Below are 20,514 nucleotides of genomic sequence, written 5' to 3' on the forward strand. Positions count from 1 at the left end.
GCAATGGAGGTGGCGGCGGCAATGGCGGCGGCGGTGGCGGTAATGGTGGCGGCGGTGGCGGTAGTCACGGCGGAAGCGGCAGTGGTGGCAACGGCGGCAACAGCGGCAGCGGCCATAGCGGCGACCATGGCAGCAACAGCGGCCATGGCAGTGCCAACAGCGGTTCGAGCCACTCCGGAACGGCCTCGTCCTCAGGACGCAACGGCACCCATGATGAAGCGGGGGATGACCATGGCGTCCACGCCAATGGCGAACCCGGCGATGACCGTGGCGTCCATGCCAATGGCGAGCCCGGCGATGACCGTGGCGTTCATGCCAATGGCGAGCCCGGCGATGACCGTGGCGTTCATGCCAATGGCGAGCCCGGCGATGACCGTGGTGTCCATGCCAATGGCGAGCCCGGCGATGACCGTGGTGTCCATGCCAATGGCGAGCCCGGCGATGACCGTGGTGTCCATGCCCAACCCGGCGATGACAAAAGGACCTGATTCCCGCTGATTCCAATACAACACAAAACCCTGTGGGAGCGGCGGTGCGGCGATCCGACTTGCTCGCGAAGGCGGTGGGTCAGTCAACAACTTCTTTGACTGTCACACCGCCTTCGCGAGCAAGCCCGCTCCCACATTTGATTGTGTCGACCATTTTATTACAACCCACCCTCAGACTGATCCAGCGCCTCGCGCAAAAACTCAACCAGCACCTGCACCGGCCGCGAACTCTGACGATGCTGCGGATACACCGCCGATAACGTCAGCGGCTCGGGGCGCAAATCCTCCAGTACCTCCACCAGCCGTCCATCCTTCAGCGCCGAGCCGACGATGAACGCTGGCAAATACGTGATCCCCAGGCCGGCGATAGCCGCCTCCCTGAGCACCTCGCCGTTGTTGACCCGCATCCGCCCTGTGACATTGACCGTCAGCGGCTTGCCCTGCCCCGCAAAACGCCATTGCACCTGTCGACCATGGCCGTACGGCAGACAGTCATGACCGTGCAAATCCTCAGGTTTTAGCGGTGTGCCGCGCTGGGCCAGGTACGCAGGGCTGGCGCAATACACCCGCTGGATCGAGGCGATCCGCCGGGCAATCAAGGTCGAGTCCTCGAGCGTGCCGATGCGCAACGCCAGGTCGTATCCCTCACCCAGCAAATCCACAGGCCGATCGCTCAAATCCATCTCCACCGTCACATCGCGATAGCGCTGCAAAAACGCCGGCAACAGGCAGCCCAGATGCGCCAGTGCGAACGACAGCGGAGCGCTCACACGAAGGGTCCCGCGTGGCTCGGTGGTCTGGCCGGCGATGCCCTGCTCCACTTGTTCGACTTCGCTGAGCAAGCGCAAGGCTGACTCGTAATAGCTTTGCCCCAGCGGCGTGACATCCAGTCGCCGGGTCGAGCGATTGAGCAGGCGCACGCCCAGGCGCTCTTCGAGTTGCATCAAGCGACGGCTGACAAACTGCTTGGACAGCCCCAGTTGATCGGCGGCAGCCGTGAAGCTTCCAGAGTCCATCACCTGGCAAAAAATACGCATATCTTCGAAGGGGTTCATTGTCACTTCCTGGTTGACAGCCAAACACCTTATAGCCGCTTTTCCCTTCTATGTTCACAGTGTTGAATTCACCCCTCGCCTGTAGGAGCTGCCGAAGGCTGCGATCTTTTGATCCAGCGCTTCGAAAAGGCCAGAAAGATCGCAGCCTTCGGCAGCTCCTACAAGGCTGCTGGCCAGAGCCAGCAGCCACAACCATTACTTGGCCGTGAATTTCATGTAGCTGTTGATCAGGTTGCGATAGTTCGGCAGGCGCTCGGACAGCAGGTTGGCCAGGCCTTCCATGTCGTTGCGCCAGTCGCCTTGCAGCTCGCAGGCCACGGAGAACCAGTTCAGCAGGTGCGCACCGGCGGCCGACATGCGTGCCCAGGCCGCTTGTTGCACGGTGGTGTTGAAGGTGCCGGAAGCGTCGGTCACTACAAACACCTCAAAGCCTTCGGCAATGGCCGACAGGGTCGGGAATGCCACGCACACGTCGGTCACCACACCGGCGATGATCAGTTGCTTGCGACCGGTGGCCTTGATCGCCTTGACGAAATCTTCGTTGTCCCAGGCGTTGATCTGGCCCGGGCGGGCAATGAACGGCGCGTCCGGGAACTGCGCCTTGAGCTCCGGCACGATCGGGCCGTTCGGACCGCTGTCGAAACTGGTGGTGAGGATGGTCGGCAGTTTGAAGAACTTGGCGATGTCGCCCAGCGCCAGCACGTTGTTCTTGAACTCGTTGGGCGAGAAATCCTGTACCAGCGAGATCAGACCGGTCTGGTGGTCGACCAGCAAGACCACGGCATCGTCTTTGTTCAGGCGTTTGTACGGAACGTTGCTCATTGGAAGCTCCTTGATGGATGGTTGTTGCATACCGCGCCGCCCTGTTGGGTCGGCGCTTTTTTGAATGCGTCAGAAGGCAAAACACGAGCAGCCAAAGGCGCCCCAGAAACCGGCGAAATCACTGACCGGCGCGTTCGACAGGCGCGCCCGCTCATGGCTGTGGGAATGCACCGCACAGGGCCCGCTGCAGTGGTGAACCTGGGCCTGCATCGGCGAGGTCGGGCGCCAGTGGCCCGGCACTTTCACCACCGGCGACCAGTCCGGCAGTACCGGCACGCTGGCCGGCCCGAGCTTCTCGAAGTCACCGGCGCCGTACACCACCTTGCCGCCGACCACCGTCAGCACCGACTCGATCCACTTGATCGCCTCTTCATCGACGCTGAAGAAGTCCGCACTGAGGGCGGCGACGTCGGCCAATTGCCCGACCTTGATCTGGCCTTTCTTGCCTTGCTCGGACGAGAACCAGGCGCTGCCGTGGGTGAACAGTTCCAGCGCCGTGAGGCGCGACAGACCTTCGGCGTGCAGTTCCAGGCCGCCGACGGTGCGGCCACTGACCATCCAGTACAGCGAAGTCCACGGGTTGTAGCTCGATACCCGCGTGGCGTCGGTACCGGCACCGACCGGTACACCCTCGGCCAGCATGCGCTTGATCGGTGGCGTGGCTTCGGCCGCTTTCGCGCCGTACCGCTCGACGAAATACTCGCCCTGGAACGCCATGCGATCCTGAATCGCGATGCCGCCGCCCAGCGCCCTCACCCGCTCGATGTTCTGCGGGGTGATGGTTTCGGCGTGATCGAAAAACCACGGCAAGCCGTTGAACGGAATGTCGCGGTTGACCTTCTCGAACACGTCGAGCATGCGACTGATGGATTCGTTGTAGGTGGCGTGCAAACGGAACGGCCAGCGTTGCTCGACGAGGTGACGCACCACTGGTTCCAGTTCGGCTTCCATAGTTGGCGGCAGGTCCGGGCGCGGCTCGAGGAAGTCTTCGAAGTCCGCCGCCGAGAACACCAGCATTTCCCCGGCGCCGTTGTGGCGCAGGTAATCGTCACCCTGGTGCAGCTTGACGCTACCGGTCCAGTTCTTGAAATCGGTCAGCTCTTCCTTGGGTTTCTGGGTGAACAGGTTGTAGGCGATGCGCACGGTCAGTTGCTCATCCTTCGCCAACTGCTCGATCACCTGGTAATCGTCCGGATAATTCTGGAAACCACCGCCGGCATCGATGGCGCTGGTCAGGCCCAAGCGGTTGAGTTCACGCATGAACTGGCGGGTCGAGTTGACCTGATACTCCAACGGCAGCTTCGGCCCCTTGGCCAGGGTCGAGTACAGAATCATCGCGTTGGGCCGCGCCACCAGCATGCCGGTCGGCTCGCCATTGGCGTCGCGCACGATCTCGCCACCCGGCGGGTTCGGCGTGTCGCGGGTGTAACCGGCGACACGCAAGGCAGCGCGGTTGAGCAAGGCGCGGTCGTACAGGTGCAGTACGAACACCGGGGTGTCCGGTGCCGCCTGGTTGAGCTCGGCCAGGGTCGGCATGCGCTTCTCGGCGAACTGGAATTCGTTCCAGCCACCGACCACCCGCACCCACTGCGGCGTCGGCGTGCGGTCGGCCTGGTCCTTGAGCATGCGCAAGGCATCGGCCAGGGACGGCACCCCTTCCCAGCGCAGTTCAAGGTTGTAGTTCAAGCCACCACGGATCAGGTGCAAGTGCGAGTCGTTGAGCCCGGGAATCACACAGCGGCCCTTGAGGTCGATCACTTGGGTGCTCGAGCCACGCAGGGCCATGGCCTCGGCATCACTGCCCACCGCGACAAAGCGACCGTCGCTGATCGCCACCGCGCTGGCGAGCGGCTTTTCGCGGTCAACGGTATGAAATTGACCATTGAACAGAATCAGATCGGCGTTCATCAGGGTTCCTCGTGCAATGTGGCGGGAGACAGCCAGGGCGCGAACAGACGCGTCGCCATGGGCATGAAGATGTAAACCACCGAGAGCACGATGGTCAGGGTGATCAGGAACGTCGCCACCACGTAGTTGGAGAGCAAGGCGTTGAGCCGCAACAACGGCCCCCACAGCAGCGGCACCAGCAAGGTGTGCGGCAGGATCACCAGCAACGTCACCACGGCCTGCTTCCAGCGCGGCGGTGGCGTACCGGCTTCGGCCTGGGGCGAGAACCAGAACTCGTTGACCGGATTGACTTCGGTCTGGTCGCCATCGGCCAGCATCGGCGCGGCTTCGTCGACCAACGCCTGGCGCTGCGGCGAATCGAGCCAGTTCTGCATCGCCTCGGTCGAGCAAAAGCGCAGCACACAGGTATAGGTGTCGAGGCCGGCGTTCTTGCCGCGCACCACATCCACGCCCAGGTGCCCGACATTCTGCGCGGCCACCTTGACGATGTTGCGCAGCCAGGCTTCATAAGGCACTTCGAAACCGGCCTTGACCCGGTGCTTGACGATCAGGGTCACCACCTCATCAGGCCCGGGACTGGCCGGCTCACGGCGATTGAGATCAGACATAACGCAAGGCTCCGGCGAAACGGACATTGAGCGCCAGCCGTCCCGGCCCGGCGATGAGAATGCTGGTGAACACGATCAGCAACAGCCAGCCGAACTGGCCTTCGAAGAGGGTCCACTGCGGATGCACGAGCAACATCGACACCCACAGCAAAAACAGAACAGGCAAACACGCCAGACGCACCAGCAACCCGCCGACGATCAGCAGCGGGCACACCACCTCGGCGAAGATCGCCAGCATCAGCGTCAGGTTTGCGCCCAGGTGGAAAGGGTCTTCGATGTTCTGCAACTCGGCACTGTAGTAAAGCAGCTTGGGCAAACCGTGCACCCACAAAAGAAACAACCCGCCGCTGACCCGCAGGAAAAGCAGCCCCCAGTCTTGCGCCCGATCATCACGTCGCGAAGTGTCCATGGCCCACCTGCACCAATGAAAAACCACCGGCGTCGATACGCCGGAACAGGATTCGATAGTGCCGGGACGGGGGGAGGAAAAATTGAATGTACGTGCTCTGTTTTGCGAGCGCGCCGGCGCTCTGCAAATCACACAAAATCCTGTGGGAGCGGGCTTGCTCGCGAAAGCGGTGGGTCAGTCAACATCAATGCTAACTGTCATGACGCATTCGCGAGCAAGCCCGCTCCCACAGGTTGATTTGCATGTATCTGCGAGAGATTGGTTGGCTCGCAGGCCGCCATCGCGGGCAAGCCCGCTCCCACAGGGTCGAGGTACATCCGCCAGATTCAGGTCGGCCGGTAGGCCGCCTTCACGAGCAAGCCCGCTCCCACAGGGTCGAGGTACATCCGCCAGATTCAGGTCGGCCGGTAGGCCGCCTTCGCGGGCAAGCCCGCTCCCACAGGGTCGAGGTACATCCGCCGGATTCAGGTCGGCCGGTAGGCCGCCTTCGCGAGCAGGCTCGCTCCCACAGAAGAGCAGAGCAAAGGCAGATCGACGTACACCCCCGCTCTTCACCACTCAACAGGCCGAGCGTTAGCTCGCCTGCAGCTTTTGATCTTGATCCACCCGCCCCCTCGGCAGGCTGAGTGGAGGTGTTCATCCGGGGATGGGCGCGCAGCGCCGTTCGACGCAGTCGAACTCATTGCATGTAGGTCGAAGCGAAGCCGACCGGAGGGCAATGCCCCCGGATGAATGCCGGAGCGAAGGAACCCCGAGCCTAAGCGAGGGGCCGTACGTAAGGGGCGAGACCTTTGGTTACTTTGGGGCGTTTGCCAAAGTGACCCGCTGTAAGAGCGGAACCATAAGCCGCCGTTACCGCAGCAACGGATATGTACTCAATCAACCAAGAACCTGGTCGGCCCAGAGGCCGCCAAGGTCAACACCTAAGAAACATCCAAAGCCAAAGACATGAACTGCCCAATCCGCGCCCGCAACCACCGCTCCGCCGGATCATTGTCATGCACCCCGCTCCAGGCCATCGACAACTGCGCCGCCTCAATCTCGAACGGCGGATCCTCGGCGCGCAACCCACACCCCTCGACCAACGCACACGCCGCATAATCCGGCACGGTGGCGATCATCTCGGTCCCCGCCAGCAACGCCCGCAACCCACTGAACTGCGGCACCCCCAGCACCACACGACGACTGCGCCCGACCTTCGCCAGATCCAGATCGATATTGCCGCTCAAGTCACCGGAAAACGACACCATTGCATGGGGCCGTTCGCAGTATTCATCCAGGGTCAGCGGCCCCGGCCGGGTATCACCGCGCAGTACTTTGCAGGGAATATCGCGCAGCTTCTTGCGCTTGGCATTGGCCGGCAGGTCCGTGGTGTAACTGACGCCCACCGAGATCTCTCCCGACGCCAGCAACGCCGGCATCAACAGGTAATTGGCCCGCCGCACAACCACGACGATGCCCGGTGCCTCCTCTTGCAATTGACGCAGCAACGGCGGAAACAATCCGAACTCGGCATCGTCCGACAATCCGATGCGGAACACATCGCAACTGGTTGCCGGATCGAATTCCCTGGCCCGGCTGACCGCACCGGAAATGGTGTCCATCGCCGGCTGCAGCTCCTTGAGAATCGCCAGTGCCCGCGCCGTCGGCTCCATGCCGCGACCGTTGCGCAGCAGCAACGGGTCGTCGAACAGATCACGCAGTCGCCCCAGCGCGGCACTCACCGCCGGTTGGCCCATGAACAGTTTTTCCGCGACGCGGGTCAGGTTCTTTTCGAACATCAGCGCCTCGAAAATCACCAGCAGGTTCATGTCGACGCGACGCAGATCATTACGGTTCATAGGCACGGTTCCCTTGTGTGTTCGGCCAGGCGCGAGGTTGAGAAGTGTGTCTGACTTTACCCAGGCCGTCCCGCGCTTAACGAGGAATTAACAACGATTAACTCGCAAGCCAGAGCCTTCGGGTCCAAGAATGAAGCCTACCGACACGGACACTCACCATGGCTCACGTTCAGCAAAATGCCGCGCCGGCGCCATTCACGCCTGTGCCAAAGAAAAGCACCGGCGGCCTCAGCCCGCAGCGCGAACGGCTGGTTAAACAACTGATCCTCGAGCGCCTCGGCGACAGCCTGGAAGTCACTGAACTGGCACAGGCCTGCGCCCTCTCGCGCAGTCATTTCTCCCGTGCCTTCAAGTGCAGCACCGGACTCTCGCCGCAGGACTGGATTCGCCGGCAACGCATCACCCTGGCCAAGCAATTGATCCAGTACACCGACATGAGCCTTACGCAGATCAGCCTCGAATGCGGCTTCTGCGATCAGGCGCACTTCTGCCACCTCTTCACCCGCAGCGAAGGCATCAATCCGTTTGCGTGGCGCTGTCAGATGGTGCATGGCGTTAAAAGCAAAAGATCGCAGCCTTCGGGCATGCACGCTACCGTGTAGGAGCTGCCGAAGGCTGCGATCTTTTGATCTGGCTTTCTAACCTTTCAAGAACGCCAACAGGTCAGCATTGAGCTGATCCTTGTGGGTGTCCGTCAGCCCGTGAGGGGCGCCCGGGTAGATCTTCAGGGTCGAGCCTTTCACCAGCCTGGCCGAGGAGACACCCGCCGCCTCGTAAGGCACGACCTGATCCGCGTCGCCATGCACCACCAGCGTCGGCACGTCGAACTTCTTCAAGTCTTCGGTGAAGTCGGTTTCCGAGAACGCCTTGATGCAGTCATAAGCATTCTTGTGGCCGGCCAGCATGCCTTGCATCCAGAACCAGTCGATCATGCCCTGGGACGGTTTCGCGCCGGGCTTGTTGAAGCCGAAAAACGGCCCGCTGGCGAGGTCGATGTAGAGCTGCGAGCGGTCGGCCAGCGAGGCCTGGCGGATGCCGTCGAACACTTCTAGTGGCAAGCCACCGGGGTTGGCTTCGGTCTTGAGCATCAGGGGCGGCACCGCGGAAATCAGCCCGGCCTTGGCCACGCGGCCGGTGCCGTGGCGACCGATGTAGCGCGCCACTTCGCCGCCGCCGGTGGAGAAGCCGAACAGCACCGCGTCCTGCAGGTCGAGCAGCTCGATCAACTGCGCCAGATCGTCGGCGTAATGGTCCATGTCATTGCCCGACCATGGCTGACTGGAACGCCCATGACCGCGACGGTCGTGGGCGATGACCCGATAGCCGTTGGAGGCCAGGAAAATCATCTGCGACTCCCAACTGTCGGCGTTCAGCGGCCAGCCGTGGCTGAAGACAACCGGCTGACCGGTGCCCCAGTCCTTGTAGTAAATCTCGACGCCGTCGCGGGTAGTGAAGGTGCTCATGGGTGATGCCTCCTTAACGAGGGTTGGGGGGGTGAATCAAACCGGAAGTCGGTTCAGGCGATCGGCCAGGCGCGCCACCCGCTCGCCCAGGTGCGCGGCGGTGCAGCGGTCCTCGGGGGGCGGCGCATCGTCGGGGGATTGCTCGACATTCGACTGGGCCATGGCGCCCAGTGAGCTGCCCAGGCGATTGAGCTGGCCGTTGAACGCGCCGTTGCCGGAACGCGCCGGCAGCAGGTCGAGGCCGACCCAGATCATCGAGTGCTGCGCGGCGAACACCGCCATCTGCAGCAAGGTGTTGAGTTTGTCGCCGCACAGGCAGCCGGAATTGGTGAAGCCCGCCGCGAGCTTGTCGCGCCAGGGCTGGGCCAGGTAGAACGCGGCCGTGGCCTCCATGAAGCCCTTGAAGGCTGCCGAGGCGCTGCCCATGTAGGTCGGCGCGCCGAAGATGATGGCGTCGGCGCTGTGCAGGCGCGCCCAGTGCTCGTCCACTTCCTCGACCGGGATCAACTGGCAGGTGCTGCCCGGATGCCGCTCCACGCCCGCGGCCACGGCTTCGGCCATGACCCGGGTGTGCCCGTAGCCACTGTGATAGACCACCACCACGTTGCTCATTGCTCTGTCCTTTGTGGGAGCGAGCCTGCTCGCGAAAGCGCTGTGTCAGTCACCGCACAGGCTGAAGGTGACACCGCCTTCGCGAGCAGGCTCGCTCCCATACCGAGCTGCTCGCGGCTGACTGACATTTCATCCCTGCCTTCAGTGGAAGTTGAAGAAGGAGAGTTTTGTGCGCAGACCAGACGCGCGACGAGTTAAACGTTGTTAATTTTCCATGGCGCGCAAAAAGCCGCGGCAGAACCTGTCCATCTGTCGCGCCCAATGATCATGGGGCCCTCGGCTACTAACCGATACGCTAGAGTCAATGCCTGCCCCTTCAGTCACCCGGGCGGCATGTTGCGCTGCGTAAAAAACCTGAGGAATATGCTCGTAAACCGCGTATTAGACGGCTGCAGCAGGAGCGACTCGTTGACTCATTCCCCCGAACAGGTTGTGCATTTCGGCCCCTACCGGGTCTACCCCGGACAACGCCTGGTGATGGAGGCCGACCAGCCCTTGCGCCTGGGCCGGCGCGCCATGGACATCCTGTTGATCCTGCTGGAGTACGCCGGAAATGTGGTCAGCAAGCAGCAATTGATCGCCCGGGTCTGGCCCGACAGCGTGGTCGAAGACATCAATCTGCGGGTGCACATGGCCGCGTTGCGCAAGGCGCTCGGCGACGGCCAGGCCGGCCAGCGCTACATCGTCACCGTGGCACAGCGTGGGTACAGCTTCGTCGCACCGCACTCACGGGAGCCGGTCGAACAACCACCGGCGCCCGTGTCTTGTGCGCCGAGCCGGCATAACCTGCCGGTGCGCCGCACACGCATGATCGGCCGGCGGACGCTGGTCGACAATCTGGTGGATCAACTGCCGCGCCAGCGCTTCATCACCCTCGTCGGTCCCGGCGGCATCGGCAAGACCACCGTGGCCTTGCGGGTCGCCGAACAAATGATCGGCCTCTACCGGGACGGCATTCGCCTGCTGGACCTGGCCCCGATCAACTGCCCGCTGATGATCAACGGTCATCTGGCGACGTTGCTTGAATTGGCCCTGCACGACGACGAACCCCTGAACGGGCTGGCGGACTGTCTACGCGACAGGCAAATGCTGTTGGTCATCGACAACTGCGAACACCTGGTCGACGCCATCGCCCTGCTCTGCGAAAACATTCTGCGCAGTGCGCCGCACGTGCACATTCTCGCCACCAGCCGCGAGAGCCTGAGGGCCGAAGGCGAATTCGTCCAGCGCCTGGCATCACTCGACTGCCCGCCGCCCATCGCCGTCCTCGACCGTGCCCAGGCCATGACCTTTTCCGCCCTGCAACTGTTTGTCGAGCGGGCCATGGCCAGCCATGACAGCTTTGAACTGACGGACGATGAACTGCCGCTGTTGATCGACATCTGCCACCGACTGGACGGCATTCCATTGGCCATCGAACTGGCGGCGGCGCAAGTGGGCAACTTCGGATTAGCCGGTTTGCTGGCGCAGTTGCAAAGCAGTTTCCGGGTGTTGACCCAGCCCTGCCAGACGCCCCCGGCACGCCATCAGACCCTGCGCGCGACACTGGACTGGAGCTTCGAGCTGCTCAACGCCTGCGAAAAGACCTGCCTGCGCCGACTGAGTGTGTTTCGCGGCGGCTTCACCCTGGAGTCCGCAGCGGCGGTGATTGTCGGCGAACACATCGAACCTCGCGAAGTGTTCGGCTCGATCACCCAACTGGTCGCCAAATGCCTGCTGAACGTGGAGGTGGGCGATGAGGATGTCTACTACCGTCTGCTCGATACCACCCGCAGCCATGCGCTGGAAAAACTCGCGCAAAGCCCCGACCTGCCCGGCACGCGGGAGCGCCATGCCGAGCGTTGTCTGGCGCTGATGCAACAGGCGCAGGACGAATGGGAGAACACCTCGACCGGCCTGTGGCTCGAGCGCTATGGCCGGACCCTGGAGGACATCCGCGCGGCCCTCGACTGGGGCCTGCACGCGCAGGGACCGCAGGCACTGGCGATACGCCTGACCGCAACGTCCACGCCCCTGTGGCAGGAGCTGTCACTGCTCAAGGAACACGGCGGTTATGTGCGCAAGGCCCTGGCCCTGCTCGAGCAGTCTGCCGAGCCGTGCCCGCGTTTGCAGATGACCCTCAAGCTGGCCCTGGGCAGTGCCTGTTACCACGTTCAAGGCGCGAGCGCCGAAACCGTTGGCGCCTTTGTCAGCGCCAGAACCCTGGCCAGCCGACTCAAAGATGTGGCCGGTCAACTGCGGGCGATTTCCGGTCATCTGGCGGTCAATCTCAGTTGCGGCCAATACCAGATGGCCCTGCAACAGAGCCGGCAATTCGATCAACTGGGGCTGCATGACGACGCCCTGTTATCCCTGAGCACCCATCGATTGCGGGTGCTTGCCCTGCATTTTTCCGGCGACCAGCAACAGGCCGGGGAGTATGCCGAACAGGTACTGCAACGCATGGCCCACAGTGGGCATCTCAACCGTTTCACCCATGGTTTCGGCGTGCAATACGACCAGAGTGTCGCGGCGCTGACCATCCAGGCGCGCATCCTCTGGCTGCGAGGCCAACCGGAACAGGCCTGGCGCGCAGCCCGGCAGGCGCTGGACATTGCGTTGCAGATCAACCACGGCACGTCGATCTGCTACACCCTCGCGCTCGCCGGCTGCCTCATCGCCTACTACAACGGTGACACCCGCAGCGCCCGCGAACTCCTGCGCCTGCTGCTGCAACAGGCGCAGAAACACTCGGTCCTGCTGTTCCATACCTGGGCGCGACACTACGCGCGGGTGATCGGCGGCGTGGATGTCGCGCCTGCCCGGCAACGAAGTGTCGGATTGATCAAGGACATCATGGTCACGCTGGACTCCACCTGCGTCGATGACGACTTGCTCGAACGTGCGCAAAGCGGCGCGTCGGGCTGGAGCACGGCAGAGATTCTGCGGGCCAGGGCCGAGACGCTGCTGGCAACGGAGTGTCCGGCCAACGCCGCGATGGCTGAAACCGTGTTGCTCAAGGCACTCGACGTGGCAAAAACCCAGGGTGCCCTGGCCTGGGAGCTGCGCAGCGCCACCTCGCTGGCGCAATTGTGGCAGCGTCAGGGCCGCCACCAGCGGGCGCATGCATTGCTGGCGCCGGTCTACCAGCGCTTCACCGAAGGTTTTGCCACGCCGGACCTGAAGGCCGTGCGCCACTTACTCGGTGAGTTGCATTGCCACTTGCCGGCCTGAAAGCCGGGGCGTTTGACTGACGTAACCGGCATAACGCATTTCAAGGGTGCGCAGTTCACCACTGAGTTCGAGCTTTTCCAGGGCGTAGGTGCGGGTGGTATTGAGAAAGCGGTAACGGATCACCCCGCCGCCCTGCTCCAGGGACAGCAGTGATTTGAGTGCGAGTTTGTCCAGCACGTCGGCCAGCTCGGCGACCGGTAACGCGTCGCCACTGATCACGCCTATCGCGGCATCCTGGGTGAAGGCCATCTTGAATACCGCCAAACGCTGCAACACGGATTGTTCCAGCGGATTCAACCGTTCGTAGCTCCAGTCCAGTGCAGCCTTGAGCGTCTGGTGCCGGGGCACGGCCGTGCGGCGGCCTTGGGACAGCAACTGAAAACAGTTATCGAGTTGCGCCTGCAACCCCACCAGCGCCAGCGCATCGATTTGCGCTGCCGCCAATTCAATCGCCAGCGGCAGGCCGTCGAGGCGCCGACAGATTTCGCGCACGGCCTTGAGGTCCTGTTCGCGCAAGGTGAAGCCTTGCTGACGGGCCCGGGCACGGCTGACGAACAACTGCACCGCCGAATAACCCATGACCTCGGCAACGCTGCGCAGCGCTGACGCCGGCGGCACTGCCAGCGGTGGCAGACGCAACACGGTTTCGCCCACGGCCTTGAGCGGCTCGCGGCTGGTGGCGAGGATCGACAGTCGCGGCATCGATTGCAGCAGAGTCTCGACCAACGTCCGGCAGCGTTCGAGCAGATGCTCGCAGTTGTCCAGGACCAACAAGGCATGTCGCTGCGCCAGCGCCTCCAGCGTGGTGCCGACCTCCAGCCCAAGGGTTCGTGTGAGGTGATCGGTCACTTGCGCCGGGTCATCGATCGCCGCCAGGTCCACCAGCCATACGCCGTGCCGATAGTGCTGCAACAACTGTTCGGCCACGCGCAAGGCCACGGTGGTCTTGCCGATCCCGCAAGGCCCGAGCAGGGTCATGAATCGCCGCACCGGTAACTGCCGCACCAGGCTGCCGACAAGGGCATCGCGCCCGGAGATCGACGTGAGCCGTGCCGGCAAGTTGTGCAGGGGCTTTTGTACGGTCTGGCTCAGGAACGCTACGGGCTCCGGCAAGTGCTGCACCGGGGCGACAAAACTGTAGCCGCGCTGAGGAATGTTGACGATGTAGCACTGCCCGTTCTGCCCGTCGCCCAAGGCCCGACGCAAGGCGGCGATGTGCACGCGCAGGTTGATCTCTTCGACCACGGAGCGTGGCCAGACCTGCGCAATCAACTCGTCCTTGCTGACCACCGAACCTGCGTGTTCGACCAGCACCTGCAACACGTCAAGGGCGCGGCCGCCCAGGCGCACAGGTCGATCGCCCTCCAGCACCAGGCGCTGACTGAGGTGGAAAGCGTAGGGTCCGAATTGCAGCACCGCTTCGTTGCTGACATCTCTGAGGCTGTTCATGGGCAGTCACTCGCGGGAAGCCTGATCTGGCACGGGAGTCCATCCAGGCTCCGCACCTTCCTTGCAATGAGTTACCTCGTATCTTGGCAGCCCTCTGTGACGGTACAACCGCCACGGGGGGAGCGTCACGGCCATTGCGGTGCGCGCAACGGACACGCGCGCTAGCTGAACTGCTCGCGGTATTGAGTCGGGGTCAGGCCAAGCTTTTCACTGAACAGAAAACGCATGTGCCGCACGCTGCCGAAGCCGCTTTTGAAGGCCACGGTCTTGAGCGGCAACTCGCTGGTTTCCAGCAGGTTCCTGGCACGATCGATGCGCGCGCTTTGCAGAAACTCCATCGGCGTCATGTCCACCTCCCGGGCGAACACCCTGGCGAAATGCCGCGGGCTCATGTTGGCCAGGCTCGCCATGCGCTCGATGCTGAAGGACTCGTCGAGGTGTTCGAGCACGTGGTTCTGCACGCGGGTAATCGGCGTTTCCTGAGGTGCCACCGCCGCCATCAACGGGCTGAACTGTGCCTGCCCGCCCTGACGCTTCATCACCACCAGCAAGACCTTGGCCACGTCCTGGGCGACTTTTTTGCCGTGGTCCTGCGCCACCACCGACAACGCCAGGTCGATTCCGGCGGTGACGCCGCCGGAGGTGATCAGGTTGCGGTCCTGGACAAAGATCTGGTCGGTCTCGACGGTCGCCTTCGGAAAACCCTTGATCAGCCGCTCGGTGTAGTGCCAGTGGGTGGTGACGCGATAACCGTCGAGCAAGCCCGCATGCCCGAGCACGAACGCCCCGGTGCAGATCGAGCCATAAGCGGTGGACCGGCTGACGTTGTGCCTGAGCCAGTCGAGCAACGGCGGATGCCTTTCGTTGTAGGCACCGGGACCACCGGGTACCAGCAGCAAGTCAAAACCTTCGCAGGCCTGATCAATGTGCCGGTCGGCCTGCACGCTCACGCCATTGGACGCGCGCAATGCGCCGGGTTCGGTGCCGATGGTCGACAGCACATAGTGATCGTCGGGTTTCAGATAACGGTTGGCGATGGAAAACACTTCCATGGGCCCGGCCATATCGAGCAGGAGAAAGTCGGGAAAAAGCACCATTGCCACGGTTTTCATGGATTGGAATTCACTGGGATCAAAGGCGGAAACATTGACCGACATTGAAACCTGTGGGAGCGGGCTTGCCCGCGATGGCTGAGCTCCAGTTGGCATTGAAGTTAACTGGCACACCGCTATCGCGGGCAAGCCCGCTCCCACAGGTTTGGTTGCCGTGGGTTATGGCGAATTATGCCTCAAGAATGAGCGATTCATGTCGCAAACAATTGTCAACCTGCCAGAGACAGTATTTCCATTTTCATCTACTTATTGCACAAACCAGTAAACATTAACCTTCTCCTCACTCGGACGAATTCACGTCCCCACAGGAGAATTCATCATGCTGACTCTTCGCAAAGCCTCGGATCGTGGCCTGGCCAATCACGGCTGGTTGAAGTCGTTCCACACCTTTTCCTTCGCCAACTACCGCAACCCGAAAGAGCAGGGTTTTTCCGACCTGTTGGTGATCAACGACGACCGCGTGGCCGCCGGCAAAGGCTTCGGCCAGCACCCGCATCGCGACATGGAGATCTTCTCCTATGTGCTTGAGGGTGCCCTGGAACACAAGGATACCCTGGGCACCGGGTCGGTGATCCGCCCTGGCGATGTGCAACTGATGAGCGCTGGCAGCGGCGTGGCCCACAGTGAGTTCAACCACTCCGGCACGCGGCCGGTGCACTTTCTGCAGATCTGGATCGTGCCCGACGTCAGCGGCGCCAAACCGCGCTATCAGCAGGAGCACTTCAGCACCCAGAAAAAACGCGGGCGCCTGCAACTGATCATCTCGCCGGACGGCGCCAAGGGTTCGCTGAAGGTGCGTCAGGATGCACGGGTGTATGCCGGCCTGATCGACGGCAAGGAAAGCGCCACCCTGGAACTGGCCGCCAACCGTTATGCCTACGTGCACGTGGCCCGGGGCAGCGTTGAACTCAACGGCGTGTTGTTGCAGGAAGGCGACGGTGTGCGGGTCCGTGATGAACAGGCGCTGATCTTGAGCAACGGCGTGGACGCTGAAGTATTGGTCTTCGACCTGCGCCCGCAGGAACTGCCGGAAATGCCATGACCCATCCCCTGTAGGAGAGAGCCTGCTCGCGAAGGCGGAGTGTCAGACGACATCACTGTTGAATGACCTATCGCTTTCGCGAGCAGGCTCGCTCCCACAGTCTCCCTGATAACGGGCCCGATAGCGCCCAGGACTCTCCCCGGTCCACTTCTTGAACGCCCGATGGAAGGCGCTGGGCTCCTGGAAGCCCAGTTGCTCGGCGATATCGCTGATGCTCGCGTCGCTCTGACGCAATTGCTCAAAGGCCACGCCGCGGCGTACTTCGTCCTTGATCTCCTGATAGGAACAGCCTTCACGCTCCAACTTGCGGCGGAAGGTGCTGGGGCTCAGGTGCTGTTCCAGGGCAAAGGCCTGCAACGTCGGCCATTCACTGTAGTGACTTCCGCGCAAGCGCTGATGAACCTGCGATGCCAGGCCATGCTGGTTACGGAAGCGGATCACCAGCCATTGCGGCGCGGTGCGCAGGAACACTTTCAGCGACGCCAGGTCCTGAACCACAGGCAGACGCAGGTAATGGCTGGCAAATTCGATTTCAGTGCGCTCGGCACCGAAGGTCAGGTTGGGGCCCCAAAGCAGGCGGTCGTCACTCAGCGACAGGCGCGAATGGCGGAAGTCCGCACGGTCAATGGGAATGCGCCGCCCGCCCAGCCAGCACAGCAGACTGATCATCAACACCAGGAAGGTTTCTTCGCCAAACCGGCTGGCATCGTTGTCCTTCGAACGGGTCTGCAGGCTGATGACCGCACGTTTGCCCCGCACGGCCAGCGCGCCACGAAAGTCGCGCAGGAACAGCCCGAAGTTGGCCAGGCACTGACGCATGGCCTTGTGCAGATCGGGTTCCTGAATCAGGGCGCGGCAAATCAGGGCGAAACTGCCCGGCGGCATGCCATGGGAATCGAGCCCGAAAAACTCGTCGTCGAGTTCGCGGATCTGAATCAGCCACAACGCCGCAAACGCGTTGGCCGGCACCCGCGCCGTGGGTTGTTGCATGACCGCCGGATCAATGCCCGCCTGTTCGAGCACGGCCGTCACGCGCTGCGGATCGTCCCTCAGCCCATGGATCATTGCCTGCACGAAATAGGCGGCAACCGAGTCCTTTTCCCGCATTGGTTCGCTTCTCTCTCATCACCCGAATGGCAAAAAACATCAGTGCCGTTGAACAGTTTTGGCATAGGACAACCGCCCTGCCGGCTCTAGACTCGCGGCAATAGTACGCCTTCGGCCGCATTCGCGGCCAAGGTATCGCAGGGTTTGATCGAAGGACGGAAAATGAATCTGCAAAACATCGGGGTAATCGGCGCGGGCACCATGGGCAACGGCATCGCGCAAGTCTGTGCCATGGCCGGTTTCAACGTGACCCTGCTCGACATCTCTGAAAGCGCGTTGCAAAAAGCCGTTGCGACGGTCGGTAAAAACCTGGACCGGCAGATCGCCAAGCAAACCCTGACGCCGGAACAGAAACAGGCCACCCTCGACAAAATCCGCACCAGCACCGATTACAGTGTCCTGCGTGACGCGCAACTGGTCATCGAAGCGGCCACTGAGAATCTCGACCTGAAACTGCGTGTGCTGCAACAGATCGCCGCGCAAGTCAGCAGCGAATGCGTCATTGCCTCCAATACCTCGTCGCTGTCGATCACCCAACTGGCCGCCAGTGTCAGCCAGCCAGAGCGCTTCATCGGCCTGCATTTCTTCAACCCGGTGCCGGTAATGGGACTGATCGAAGTCATCCGCGGCCTGCAAACCAGTGACACAACCCACCAACTGGCGCTGGACATGGCGACCACCCTCGGCAAAACCGCGATCACCGCCGGCAACCGTCCGGGTTTCGTGGTCAACCGGATCCTGGTGCCGATGATCAACGAGGCGATCCTGGTGTTCCAGGAAGGCCTGGCCAGCGCCGAAGACATCGACGCCGGCATGCGCCTGGGTTGCAACCAGCCTATCGGTCCGTTGGCCCTGGCGGACCTGATTGGCCTGGATACCCTGTTGTCGATCCTCGAAGCCTTCTATGACGGATTCAACGACAGCAAATATCGCCCGGCGCCATTGCTCAAGGAAATGGTCGCTGCCGGTTACCTGGGGCGCAAGACGGGGCGCGGCTTCCATGCCTATGCCTGAGCGTTGCTCGCGCTTTGCCGAGTACCGGGACAAGGTCCTGGAGCTGTTTGCCTGCAAGGGGTTCGGCCAGGTCGGCATGCGTGAGCTCGCGACGTGCCTGGGGCTGTCCCCTGGCTCGCTGTATCACCATTACCCCAGCAAACAGCATCTGCTGCTGGACCTGATCGAGGAGTTCTACGAGGAGCTGCTGGCCACTCTGGGGCGCATCCAGCAAAAAACGCCCGGCAAACGCGACAAACTCAACAGCCTGATCCGCGCCCATCTGAATCTGCACCGGGAGATGCCTTGGCATTTCCGCCTGGTGGAGCGCGACAGCGGTTGCCTGAACGAAGAGCAACAGGCTCGGGTCCGGCAACTGCGCGAGCAATACGAACGCACCTTGCTGAAGATGCTGGGAGCGAAGTCGCGTTTCAGCGAGCAAGGCCTGCTGGCCGCCGGGCATGCCATTGGCGCGCTGCTCAACAGCGCCCCCAGCTGGCTGACGCCCCATGTGCTGGACGAGCAGGAACGCGAGGAGCTGCTGGAAAGCATGGTCAGCGGCGCCATCGAACGTGTGCTGGCACCGCGGCGTGTGCCGGAGGCGATAAGCCTCGCCCGTCCTATGGAAAAAACATCTAAAGAAACACAAGCTCCGACAAAGATTTAGCGCTTTGCTTGTCGGCTCGACACAATCGGAATTCGCCGAAAAAACCGGCGTCCAAACCGATGTATGTACTCGAGCACCTGGAGCCGACCATGAAAATCAATCCCTACCTTATCTTCAACGGCGACTGCAAAGCCGCCTTCACGTTCTACGCGAAATGCCTGCAAGGCCAGATCGAAGCCATGTTGACCTTTGGCGAAACCCCTGCGGGTGAGCATTTCCCCAAGGACCTGCACAACCTGATCATCCATACCCGCCTGATCGTGGGCGATCAGGCGCTCATGGGGTCGGACACCACACCGGATCGCCCCGTCGATAAAATGAGTGCCTGCTCGATTTCACTCAACGTCGACAGCATTGCCGAGGCCGAACGGGTGTTCAATGCACTGGCGGACGGTGGCAGTGTGCAGATGCCACTGGAGACCACGTTCTGGGCGGCGCGCTTCGGCATGCTCGTCGACCGTTTTGGTGTGTCGTGGATGGTCAATTGCGAAAAGGATCAGTGAACGGCCTTTGTCGATCGACAGAAATGAAGGCTCAAGAAAGCCCAATCTGAAAAGGTTGGGCTTTCTGGCAACTCCCGGCCTGTCTGCTACCGTCAACTTGCCACATCGATAGCAGCGAACCAGAGGAGCAAACCCGCTATGCCAGCCCATGACCTGTCCTGGCCCAGCCGTTTCAAATGCTTGCTCCTGGAGCCTATGCCAACGGTCCGCTGTGGGCTCGCGACGTAACGACCATCGAGGGACGCAAGCTCGAAAGCAGCGTGATCAAGTACCGGTAGATATCTCCCCCCGGAAGGTAGCGTCAACGGAGGTTGAATTTGAATGACCTGGTGATCGCCCTCATTGTTTTCGCCTGCCTGTCCGCCAGCGCACTGCTGGGTTCGTACGTGAGGGAGCGGTTACCGAGCCATCATCTGAGCGATGACTCCGTGGCGGTGCTGAAGCTGGGCACAGGCCTCATCGCAACGATGTCGGCGCTGGTCCTCGGACTGCTCGTTTCCACTGCCAAAGGCACCTTCGATACGGCCAATGCCGAGTTGGAGGGCGCGGCGGCGAAAGTGATTCAATTCGACCGCTTGCTGGCCCGCTATGGCCCCGATACCCAGGGCATCCGCACCGAACTCAAGCACAACTACGCCGAAGTCACCCAAGTGCTCGCGACCCGCGATCGCCGTCAGATTGCAAAACTCGACAGCCCCGAAGTGATCCGTCGCTCCGAAGGCCTGCAACGCCAGGTCGAATCACTGTCTCCCGATAATGATGATCAGCGCTCACTCAAAGCCAAGGCATTGCAAGACATGGACACCGTGTATGCCGCCCGCTGGCTGACCCTGCTGCAGTCCAATCAATCGATTCCACCGGTGATGCTGGTGATCCTGGTGACGTGGCTGGGGATTATCTTCGGCTCGTTCGGCCTGTTTGCACCGCGCAACGGGACCATCGTCGTCGTCTTGTTGATGTGTGCCCTGTCGACGGGGGCGACCATCCTGCTGGTGGAGGAACTCAATCGACCGCTTGATGGTTTTATCTGTGTATCGCTGGAACCGCTGGAGCACACACTGGAGCGGTTGGGGCAGTAGTTTGAATTTCCTGCTGGCAAAAACAAAACCCCAACTGCTTTCGCAATTGGGGTTTCGGAATTTAATCTTGACGATGACCTACTCTCACATGGGGAAACCCCACACTACCATCGGCGATGCATCGTTTCACTTCTGAGTTCGGG

19 protein-coding genes are annotated in these 20,514 nt (G+C 61.9%); 8 read left to right on the plus strand and 11 right to left on the minus strand.

Annotated features, from left to right (window positions below; translation table 11 throughout):
* On the plus strand, positions 1-488 hold a 488-nt coding region (locus C9422_RS32755), incomplete at its 5' end, for a hypothetical protein (RefSeq protein WP_256590065.1).
* 158 nt (positions 489-646) lie between these two features.
* Here the strand turns inward: C9422_RS32755 and C9422_RS31720 are convergent.
* The 6 genes from C9422_RS31720 to C9422_RS31750 form a co-directional block, all read right to left on the minus strand.
* On the minus strand, positions 647-1,543 hold the full coding sequence (locus C9422_RS31720) for a LysR family transcriptional regulator (RefSeq protein WP_116583400.1): 897 nt from the start codon (positions 1,541-1,543) through the stop codon (positions 647-649).
* Positions 1,544-1,738: 195 nt separating this feature from the next.
* Entirely contained in the window at positions 1,739-2,365 is a 627-nt protein-coding gene (ycaC, locus tag C9422_RS31725) for an isochorismate family cysteine hydrolase YcaC (RefSeq protein ID WP_007977200.1), read from the minus strand.
* A 69-nt stretch (positions 2,366-2,434) separates the two neighbouring features.
* On the minus strand, positions 2,435-4,273 hold the full coding sequence (locus C9422_RS31730; protein WP_116583401.1) for an amidohydrolase: 1,839 nt from the start codon (positions 4,271-4,273) through the stop codon (positions 2,435-2,437).
* The gene (locus C9422_RS31735) at positions 4,273-4,881 is read right to left on the minus strand and encodes an antibiotic biosynthesis monooxygenase (RefSeq protein WP_007977196.1); all 609 of its coding nucleotides are present in this window, start codon (positions 4,879-4,881) and stop codon (positions 4,273-4,275) included. The genes C9422_RS31730 and C9422_RS31735 overlap by 1 nt, the downstream gene beginning before the upstream one ends.
* Positions 4,874-5,290: a DoxX family protein gene (locus C9422_RS31740; protein ID WP_116583402.1), complete on the minus strand. Its 417-nt coding sequence runs from the start codon at positions 5,288-5,290 to the stop codon at positions 4,874-4,876. The genes C9422_RS31735 and C9422_RS31740 overlap by 8 nt, the downstream gene beginning before the upstream one ends.
* 923 nt (positions 5,291-6,213) lie before the next feature.
* Complete coding sequence (locus C9422_RS31750) at positions 6,214-7,131, minus strand: LysR family transcriptional regulator (RefSeq protein WP_116583403.1); 918 nt, start codon at positions 7,129-7,131, stop codon at positions 6,214-6,216.
* Positions 7,132-7,289: 158 nt separating this feature from the next.
* Here C9422_RS31750 and C9422_RS31755 point away from each other — a divergent pair, with 158 nt between their 5' ends.
* On the plus strand, positions 7,290-7,733 hold the full coding sequence (locus C9422_RS31755; protein ID WP_116583404.1) for a helix-turn-helix domain-containing protein: 444 nt from the start codon (positions 7,290-7,292) through the stop codon (positions 7,731-7,733).
* A 36-nt stretch (positions 7,734-7,769) separates the two neighbouring features.
* Here the strand turns inward: C9422_RS31755 and C9422_RS31760 are convergent, their stop codons facing one another.
* Entirely contained in the window at positions 7,770-8,594 is an 825-nt protein-coding gene (locus C9422_RS31760) for an alpha/beta fold hydrolase (protein WP_116583405.1), read from the minus strand.
* Positions 8,595-8,630: 36 nt separating this feature from the next.
* A complete protein-coding gene (locus C9422_RS31765) occupies positions 8,631-9,206 on the minus strand; it encodes a flavodoxin family protein (RefSeq protein ID WP_116583406.1) in 576 nt (191 codons plus the stop codon).
* A 408-nt stretch (positions 9,207-9,614) separates the two neighbouring features.
* Here C9422_RS31765 and C9422_RS31770 point away from each other — a divergent pair, with 408 nt between their 5' ends.
* Entirely contained in the window at positions 9,615-12,419 is a 2,805-nt protein-coding gene (locus C9422_RS31770) for a winged helix-turn-helix domain-containing protein (RefSeq protein WP_116583407.1), read from the plus strand.
* Here the strand turns inward: C9422_RS31770 and C9422_RS31775 are convergent.
* Both C9422_RS31775 and C9422_RS31780 read right to left on the minus strand, forming a co-directional pair.
* Positions 12,384-13,868, minus strand: coding sequence for a winged helix-turn-helix domain-containing protein (locus tag C9422_RS31775; protein WP_116583408.1), 1,485 nt, complete (start codon positions 13,866-13,868; stop codon positions 12,384-12,386). The genes C9422_RS31770 and C9422_RS31775 overlap by 36 nt on opposite strands.
* Positions 13,869-14,029: 161 nt before the next feature.
* Positions 14,030-14,980 carry a GlxA family transcriptional regulator gene (locus tag C9422_RS31780; protein WP_116583409.1) on the minus strand — a complete coding sequence of 317 codons (951 nt, stop codon included), beginning with the start codon at positions 14,978-14,980 and terminating at the stop codon, positions 14,030-14,032.
* 319 nt (positions 14,981-15,299) lie between these two features.
* Here C9422_RS31780 and C9422_RS31785 point away from each other — a divergent pair, with 319 nt between their 5' ends.
* On the plus strand, positions 15,300-16,022 hold the full coding sequence (locus tag C9422_RS31785; RefSeq protein WP_116583410.1) for a pirin family protein: 723 nt from the start codon (positions 15,300-15,302) through the stop codon (positions 16,020-16,022).
* A gap of 42 nt (positions 16,023-16,064) precedes the next feature.
* Here C9422_RS31785 and C9422_RS31790 read toward each other — a convergent pair whose 3' ends face one another.
* The gene (locus C9422_RS31790; RefSeq protein WP_007971194.1) at positions 16,065-17,129 is read right to left on the minus strand and encodes an AraC family transcriptional regulator; all 1,065 of its coding nucleotides are present in this window, start codon (positions 17,127-17,129) and stop codon (positions 16,065-16,067) included.
* Positions 17,130-17,291: 162 nt separating this feature from the next.
* On the opposite strand from C9422_RS31790, the gene C9422_RS31795 reads away from it, so the two are divergent.
* From C9422_RS31795 to C9422_RS31810, 4 genes are all read left to right on the plus strand, one after another.
* Entirely contained in the window at positions 17,292-18,143 is an 852-nt protein-coding gene (locus C9422_RS31795) for a 3-hydroxybutyryl-CoA dehydrogenase (protein WP_116583411.1), read from the plus strand.
* On the plus strand, positions 18,130-18,789 hold the full coding sequence (locus C9422_RS31800; RefSeq protein ID WP_116583412.1) for a TetR/AcrR family transcriptional regulator: 660 nt from the start codon (positions 18,130-18,132) through the stop codon (positions 18,787-18,789). Before C9422_RS31795 ends, C9422_RS31800 begins: the two co-directional genes overlap by 14 nt.
* Before the next feature lie 89 nt (positions 18,790-18,878).
* Positions 18,879-19,292, plus strand: a complete 414-nt coding sequence (locus C9422_RS31805; RefSeq protein WP_116583413.1) for a VOC family protein — start codon at positions 18,879-18,881, stop codon at positions 19,290-19,292.
* A gap of 317 nt (positions 19,293-19,609) precedes the next feature.
* Positions 19,610-20,371, plus strand: a complete 762-nt coding sequence (locus C9422_RS31810) for a DUF4239 domain-containing protein (protein ID WP_116583414.1) — start codon at positions 19,610-19,612, stop codon at positions 20,369-20,371.
* Positions 20,372-20,514: the final 143 nt, after the last annotated feature.

This window comes from Pseudomonas sp. B1(2018) (genome assembly GCF_003097365.1).
Lineage (GTDB): Bacteria > Pseudomonadota > Gammaproteobacteria > Pseudomonadales > Pseudomonadaceae > Aquipseudomonas > Aquipseudomonas laurylsulfatiphila.

Bases quoted from the DNA above. Each gene is read 5' to 3' on its own strand.
- C9422_RS31720 (WP_116583400.1), bottom strand. From the start codon at position 1,543: ATGAACCCCTTCGAAGATATGCGTATTTTTTGCCAGGTGATGGACTCT.
- ycaC (WP_007977200.1), bottom strand. From the start codon at position 2,365: ATGAGCAACGTTCCGTACAAACGCCTGAACAAAGACGATGCCGTGGTC.
- C9422_RS31730 (WP_116583401.1), bottom strand. From the start codon at position 4,273: ATGAACGCCGATCTGATTCTGTTCAATGGTCAATTTCATACCGTTGAC.
- C9422_RS31735 (WP_007977196.1), bottom strand. From the start codon at position 4,881: ATGTCTGATCTCAATCGCCGTGAGCCGGCCAGTCCCGGGCCTGATGAG.
- C9422_RS31740 (WP_116583402.1), bottom strand. From the start codon at position 5,290: ATGGACACTTCGCGACGTGATGATCGGGCGCAAGACTGGGGGCTGCTT.
- C9422_RS31750 (WP_116583403.1), bottom strand. From the start codon at position 7,131: ATGAACCGTAATGATCTGCGTCGCGTCGACATGAACCTGCTGGTGATT.
- C9422_RS31755 (WP_116583404.1), top strand. From the start codon at position 7,290: ATGGCTCACGTTCAGCAAAATGCCGCGCCGGCGCCATTCACGCCTGTG.
- C9422_RS31760 (WP_116583405.1), bottom strand. From the start codon at position 8,594: ATGAGCACCTTCACTACCCGCGACGGCGTCGAGATTTACTACAAGGAC.
- C9422_RS31765 (WP_116583406.1), bottom strand. From the start codon at position 9,206: ATGAGCAACGTGGTGGTGGTCTATCACAGTGGCTACGGGCACACCCGG.
- C9422_RS31775 (WP_116583408.1), bottom strand. From the start codon at position 13,868: ATGAACAGCCTCAGAGATGTCAGCAACGAAGCGGTGCTGCAATTCGGA.
- C9422_RS31780 (WP_116583409.1), bottom strand. From the start codon at position 14,980: ATGAAAACCGTGGCAATGGTGCTTTTTCCCGACTTTCTCCTGCTCGAT.
- C9422_RS31785 (WP_116583410.1), top strand. From the start codon at position 15,300: ATGCTGACTCTTCGCAAAGCCTCGGATCGTGGCCTGGCCAATCACGGC.
- C9422_RS31790 (WP_007971194.1), bottom strand. From the start codon at position 17,129: ATGCGGGAAAAGGACTCGGTTGCCGCCTATTTCGTGCAGGCAATGATC.
- C9422_RS31795 (WP_116583411.1), top strand. From the start codon at position 17,292: ATGAATCTGCAAAACATCGGGGTAATCGGCGCGGGCACCATGGGCAAC.
- C9422_RS31800 (WP_116583412.1), top strand. From the start codon at position 18,130: ATGCCTATGCCTGAGCGTTGCTCGCGCTTTGCCGAGTACCGGGACAAG.
- C9422_RS31805 (WP_116583413.1), top strand. From the start codon at position 18,879: ATGAAAATCAATCCCTACCTTATCTTCAACGGCGACTGCAAAGCCGCC.